We start from the raw sequence: 6293 nt of genomic DNA on the forward strand, positions 1-6293 counted from the left end.
AGCGCCGCGCAGGGCTTCGACAGGCTCAGCCCGAACGGATGTTGAGGTGCAACGAGGCCGACTCAACCATTGGCATCCGACTGCGGGGCCAGGGCAGCACTGCGTCCGGTTGACGGCGAACCTGCCCTCGTCGGTTGCACCTTGCGCCACCAGGGCGTGGCCCGTTCCGGCGCGCGGATGTCCAGCCGCTCGCCCATCACCGGCGCCACCAGCGGCACGCCGGCGGTGTCGGCCAGCGCGGTGATGCGCTCGAAAGGGTCCGTCCAGGCATGCAGCGCCAGGTCGAAGGTACCGTTGTGGATGGGCAGCAGGTGGCGCCCCTTCACGTCCAGATGCGCCTGCAGGCTTTGCTCGGGCTGCATGTGCACATCGGGCCACTGAGCGTCGTAGGCGCCGGTTTCGATCAGGGTGAGGTCGAACGGGCCGAAGCGCTCGCCAATGGCCTTGAAGCCGTCGAAGTAGCCCGTGTCGCCGCTGAAGAAGATGCGCGCGTCCCCGGCCTGGATCACCCACGAGGCCCACAGCGTGCGGTTGCCGTCCTGCAGGCCGCGGCCCGAGAAATGCTGGGCGGGCGTGGCCACCAGCCGCACGCCGTCGAGTGTTGTGCCCTGCCACCAGTCGAACTGCTGCACCTTGGCCGCCGGCACGCCCCAGGCGATCAGCCGGTCGCCCACGCCCAGTGGGGTGACGAAGTGCTGCACCTTGGGCGCCAGCTGCTGGATGGCGTCGTGGTCCAGGTGGTCGTAGTGGTCGTGCGACAGGATCACACCGGTGATGGGCGGCAGCTCGTCGATGGCGATGGGCGGCGCGTGGAAGCGCTTGGGGCCCATGAAGGAAAACGGCGAGGCGCGCTCGGAAAACACCGGGTCGGTCAACCAAAAGCCGCCCTGCAGCTTGAGCAGCAGCGTGGAGTGCCCCAGGCGCCACAGGCTCAGGTCGGGCGCGGCGTGCAGGTCTGCCGGTGTGAGCGGCATCACCTGCGGCGGCTGGTCAGGCACCGCGTCGGCGGGCTTTTGCGTCATGAAGCGCCACAGGATGCCCAGGGTCTTGCCAAGCCCCGGTGCCTCGCGCGGCGCGGCGTTGCGGAACTTGCCGTCCGAAAACTGGGGCGATTGTTGGTGGGCCGTGTTGGCCGGCAAGGTGGTGCAGGAAAGGATGCTGTAGGCCATGGCGATGACGAGGGTGATGACAACGAGGAGGCGGGGTGTGGGGCGGAACATGGGTGAGATCCGAAATTACACTGCACAGTGTAGTTCACTTTTCAAAAAAGTAAACTCCCCGGTGTAAAATTGGCGCATGACCGAGGCCGCCAGCGCACCCGCCACCCCCCCGACACCCCCCGTCCGGCTCACCGACCGCAAGCGCGACGCCATCGTGCAGGCGGCGATTGCGGAGTTTCGCGAGCACGGCTTCAACGGCACCAGCATGGACCGCGTGGCCGCAGCGGCCGAGGTGTCCAAACGCACGGTGTACAACCACTTCCCGAGCAAGGACGAGCTGTTCGAGGCCATTTTGTGGCGCCTGTGGGACCAGAGCCATGCCGAGGCCGAGATCGCCTTTGACCCAGCCCGCCCGCTGCGCGCCCAGCTGCTGGCGGTGATGGAGCACAAGATGGCGCTGCTGGGCGACGGCAGCTTCATCGATCTCTCGCGCGTGGCCATCGCCGAGATGATGCACACGCCCGAACGCGCGCAGGCGCTGGTGGCGCGCCTGGCCGAGAAGGAAGAGGGCCTGCCGCGCTGGATCCGGGCCGCCCAGCAGGCCGGGGCACTGCGCACCGGGGTGGACGCGCACTACGCCGCGCACCAGCTGCACGGGCTGGTCAAGTCGTTTGCCTTCTGGCCGCAGCTGGCGCTGGGCCAGCCGCCGCTGCCGGCCGACGAGCAGCAGCGCGTGCTGTGCGACGCGGTGGACATGTTTTTGGGCTTCTACGCGGTTCGGCCCCCGGCTTGACGGGGCGGTGCCCCGAAAGCGCGAAACACCCTTGGGCGCGGGCGACTACCGATGGCGCATGCACTGCCGCGCCAGATAATTCCATCACCATGAGTGATCTGCTTGAGCAACTGTCGGCCTCGGTCTCCTCCGCACAAACGGTGGAAGACCTGACCCGGCCGCTGCTGGAGATGCTGGAGGCCGTCACCGGCCTCGAATCCACCTACCTCACCGCCATCGACGAGGCGGCAGGGCTGCAGCATGTGCTGTATGCGCGCAATTCCAGCGCCATGCAGATCCCCGAAGGCCTCTCTGTGCCCTGGAACGACACCCTGTGCAAGCGTGCGCTGGAGGAAGGGCGCACCTACACCGACGACGTGCCCGGCTGCTGGGGCGATTCCGAGGCGGCGCAGGCGCTGGGCATTCGCACCTATGTGAGCAAGCCGGTGCGGATGGGCAACGGGGCGTTGTTCGGCACGCTGTGCGCGGCCAGCTCCGAGTCGCGGCCCAAGGCACCCCAGGCCGACCGCATCCTCACGCTGTTCGCGTTCCTCATCGGCCAGCAGGTCGAGCGCGAGCAGCTCATTCACCAGTTGCTGGCTGCCAACGAACAGCTGGCCAGCGTGGCCGCCACCGACCAGCTGACGGGCCTGCCCAACCGCCGCGCCCTCACCAGCGCGCTGCAGCGCATGCTGGCGCAGGGCTGGCGCCTGAACCTGGCCGTGCAGGTGGCCTTCATCGACCTGGACGGGTTCAAGAGCATCAACGACACCTACGGCCACGAGGCCGGCGACCAGTTTCTGGTGGCCGTGGCCCAGCGCCTGCAAGGCGTGCTGCGCGCGGACGACCTGGCCGCGCGCCTGGGCGGCGACGAGTTCGTGGTGGTTCTCACGGATGTGGGAAGCCCGGAAGACGCGGCGGTGGTGACCGACAAGCTGCTGGGCGCGATGCACGGCGTTTTCACCATCGACCAGTTGCCCATCATCATATCCCCGTCGATCGGCATTGCGCTGTACCCCGAACACGGCCACAACGCGGCGCAGCTGCTGCGCTGCGCCGACGCCGCCATGCACCACGCCAAGGAAAGCGGCCGCGGCAACCGGCAGTTCTACGACCCCAGCATGGACGCGAGTGCCCTGGACGTGCTGCGCCATGAACGCCTGCTGCGCGAAGCCATCGCCGACGGCGCGTTCGAACTGCACTACCAGCCGCAGGTCCGCCTGTCCGACGGCGCCCTCCAAGGCCTGGAAGCGCTGGTGCGATGGCGCCACCCCGAGCGCGGCCTGATCGGGCCGGACGAATTCATCACCTTTGCAGAGTCACGCGGCCTGATCACCCCCATTGGCCGCTGGGTACTGCGCGAGGCCTGCCGCCAGCTCAAGGCCTGGCAGGCCGAGGGCCTGGCCATGGTGCCCGTGGCCGTCAACCTCTCCGCCCTGGAGTTCCGCCAGCGCGACGTCGCCGCCGAGATCGCCGCTGTGCTACGCACCACCGGCCTGGCACCGCAATACCTGGAGATCGAACTGACCGAGTCCGTGCTGATGCACCAGACCGGCCAGGCCCTGGACACGCTGAACGCCCTCAAGGCGCTGGGCGTGGGCATCTCGGTGGACGACTTCGGGACGGGCTATTCATCGCTGGCCTACCTCAAGCGCTACCCCATCGACAAGCTGAAGATCGACCGGTCATTCGTGATGGACACCCCCGGCAACGCCGACGACGTGGCCATCGTCACCGCCGTCATCCAGATGGGCCGCAGCCTGCAACTGAAGACCGTGGCAGAAGGGGTGGAAACGCAGGCGCAGGTTGAACTACTGCGGGGTTTGGGGTGCGACCAGATCCAGGGGCATGTGGTGGCGGTGCCAATGGAGGGAGGGGTGGCGGGGGAGTGGTTGGCAGCGAACACGGCGGTCAGGTAAGACTTGGCCATCGCACTCGCTTTGCAACCGGTGCGAAATTAATCAAATAATCGCCGAAAAAACCAACGAGCAAAATATCCGGCAACAAGCCCGATGCCCATGAAAATTCCGTAAATATTCATTTCCTGCCGTGAGCGAAACGGCATGTACGAAAATATCAAGTCCGGAACCGCAAAGACGAACAGGGCAATAATAATTTCACTACAAATAACAAGACACCCAACATTGAAGAAACCGGATTCATCAAGAATTTCAGCCTTGCACACCTCCTTTCTTTAATTGAAACTTCCGCCTTTGAAAAGGAAAATACCGCCGAACCAACAAATCCCAAAAGCAGCCCAAAAAAAGCAAGCCAAATATAATCCATCGGCCATATTTAGTATTATTTAAAAGGATTGCCACAACAAACACTCTTGGCTTCAACAGCCCTTGGATCTATTTGCCCCGCAAATGCTCCAGCAGCATTTCTGTATAGCGCCCCCGCTGTAGCATTCGATGCAAGTTGATTGCAGGGAAGCTTTGTGAACGCCCGGACCGATGCTCTCCCAGTCATAGTCACATCACTGCGAGAACCCACCACCGACAAGCTACCATCGAAATGGGATCACCTTTTATCTAGCATTGCGAAGTAACTTCCATAGCAGGATAAGGCACAAGAAAATCCAGCAGCAAAGTTCAAAGCAAAATTTAACCTATCATGCTCGGAAGAAAAATAATCATATACTCCGATCATTCCAACGATTGACACCATTTGAACAATGGCCACCCAACCAATGCCAAATGAAGAAATCAACCTATTTGCCAAGAGAACGACCATCAACGACAGGGACACCACGATGACAACAGTCATCCGAGAGAAATCAAGCCCCCAATTCAACGCAATCAGCAGCATTAGCAATAAAAAATAATAGTAACGCCCCTCGATTACTGATTCGTGAATTTCGTCTGCAGAGATCATAATCATTGATAGTCTGATTTTTTACAAGATTGCGCGCTAGGTACGAACGGCCTCGGTGAACTCGCTTCTTTCATCTCTGAGCCAATCTATATCACCTTCTTTAATGCAGTCAGCCCAGCATCTTTAAAGAATCCACCAGGGGCACCCGCTCCTGCAATATCAAGTACCGTATCAGTTGCATGAACTATGTTCGCCGGCGGTTTTAGCATCTTGGCGCCGGCATCTGCCGCGGATCCTATGACTGCGGCCACCGGGGCTGCGGGCGCCAGTACAGCACTAGATGCCATACCAACAGATACCACCCCAAAAATATCCGCCTGCTTTCCCAAATAATCCGCCCAACCTTCTTTCGAGCTGGGAAAAGCTCCCTTAATTTTTTTCCAAGCCGAATCCACAAGCGATTCGCCATTCGCACCACAATTTCCGTCTGCGCACTGCCCCAATAGCCCAAGAGAATCATAGTATCCCAAGGGATTAATGGGGTATATTTTGTTATTAAGGAAATCCTGCAAAACCCCGCGAGCAGCCTGATAGATGCAGCTCAGTCATGGCATCCTCGCAGGCATGAAGCAAAGCAGCCTTGACCTGAACCTGAGCACCAAGAAGACCCGCAAGCAAGAGCTGCTGGCCCAGATGGATCGGGTGGTTCCCTGGGCTGCCTTGGTAGAGCTGATAGCTCCGTACTACCCGGAAGGCAAAAACGGTCGCCCACCCTTTGCCCTGGAAACCATGCTGCGCATCCATTGCATGCAGCAGTGGTTCACCCTGTCGGATCTGGCGATGGAAGAAGCCTTCTTTGACACCCCGGTCTACCGGGAGTTTGCAGGCCTGGATGCCCATGGGCGAATGCCCGACGAGAGCACCATCCTGAGGTTCCGCCATCGGTTGGAGAAACACAAGTTGGCCGAACAGATTCTGGCCACGGTCAACGACCTACTGGCAGCCCAGGGCTTGCTGCTCAAGGCGGGCACAGCAGTCGATGCCACCTTGATCGCAGCGCCCAGCTCCACCAAGAACAAAGACAGAAAGCGCGACCCAGAGATGCACTCCAGCCAAAAGGGCAATGAGTGGCACTTTGGCATGAAGGCCCACATTGGCGTGGACGCGGACTCAGGGTTGGTGCACACCGTCATAGGCACCTCGGGCAACGTAGCCGACGTCACTGAAGGCAACAGCTTGCTCCATGGCGAGGAGACGGACGTCTTTGGTGATGCTGGCTACCAAGGCGCGCACAAGCGCCCGGATGCCAAGAAGGATGTCACCTGGCATGTGGCGATGCGCCCGGGCAAGCGCAAAGAGCTGGACAAAGAAAACGACCCCATAGACGCGCTCATAGACCAAGTGGAAAAGATCAAGGCGAGCATCCGGGCCAAGGTGGAGCATCCCTTCCGGGTGATCAAGCGGCAGTTTGGATACACCAAGGTGCGCTACCGGGGGCTGAAGAAGAACACGCTGCAGCTCAAGACGCTGTTTGCGCTGTCCAA

General features: G+C 61.4%; 6 protein-coding genes. 3 read left to right on the forward strand and 3 right to left on the reverse strand.

The window, feature by feature from the left end:
- Positions 1–62 precede the first annotated feature (62 nt).
- The gene (locus tag ACOQFS_RS08790) at positions 63–1169 is read right to left on the reverse strand and encodes an MBL fold metallo-hydrolase (RefSeq protein WP_421562517.1); all 1107 of its coding nucleotides are present in this window, start codon (positions 1167–1169) and stop codon (positions 63–65) included.
- 127 nt (positions 1170–1296) lie between these two features.
- Here ACOQFS_RS08790 and ACOQFS_RS08795 point away from each other — a divergent pair, with 127 nt between their 5' ends.
- Both ACOQFS_RS08795 and ACOQFS_RS08800 read left to right on the forward strand, forming a co-directional pair.
- Positions 1297–1953 carry a TetR/AcrR family transcriptional regulator gene (locus ACOQFS_RS08795; protein ID WP_421562513.1) on the forward strand — a complete coding sequence of 219 codons (657 nt, stop codon included), beginning with the start codon at positions 1297–1299 and terminating at the stop codon, positions 1951–1953.
- Positions 1954–2042: 89 nt separating this feature from the next.
- Positions 2043–3851: a bifunctional diguanylate cyclase/phosphodiesterase gene (locus ACOQFS_RS08800; RefSeq protein ID WP_421562514.1), complete on the forward strand. Its 1809-nt coding sequence runs from the start codon at positions 2043–2045 to the stop codon at positions 3849–3851.
- A gap of 604 nt (positions 3852–4455) precedes the next feature.
- On the opposite strand, the gene ACOQFS_RS08805 is transcribed toward ACOQFS_RS08800, so the two are convergent.
- The gene (locus ACOQFS_RS08805) at positions 4456–4815 is read right to left on the reverse strand and encodes a hypothetical protein (RefSeq protein ID WP_421562515.1); all 360 of its coding nucleotides are present in this window, start codon (positions 4813–4815) and stop codon (positions 4456–4458) included.
- A gap of 80 nt (positions 4816–4895) precedes the next feature.
- Positions 4896–5321, reverse strand: coding sequence for a hypothetical protein (locus ACOQFS_RS08810; RefSeq protein ID WP_421562516.1), 426 nt, complete (start codon positions 5319–5321; stop codon positions 4896–4898).
- 52 nt (positions 5322–5373) lie between these two features.
- Here ACOQFS_RS08810 and ACOQFS_RS08815 point away from each other — a divergent pair.
- The coding region (locus ACOQFS_RS08815; protein ID WP_421562518.1) for an IS5 family transposase at positions 5374–6293 on the forward strand (920 nt) is incomplete at its 3' end.

The sequence above is a fragment of the Paracidovorax sp. MALMAid1276 genome, assembly GCF_049198005.1.
In the GTDB taxonomy this organism is placed as follows: Bacteria; Pseudomonadota; Gammaproteobacteria; order Burkholderiales; family Burkholderiaceae_C; genus Acidovorax.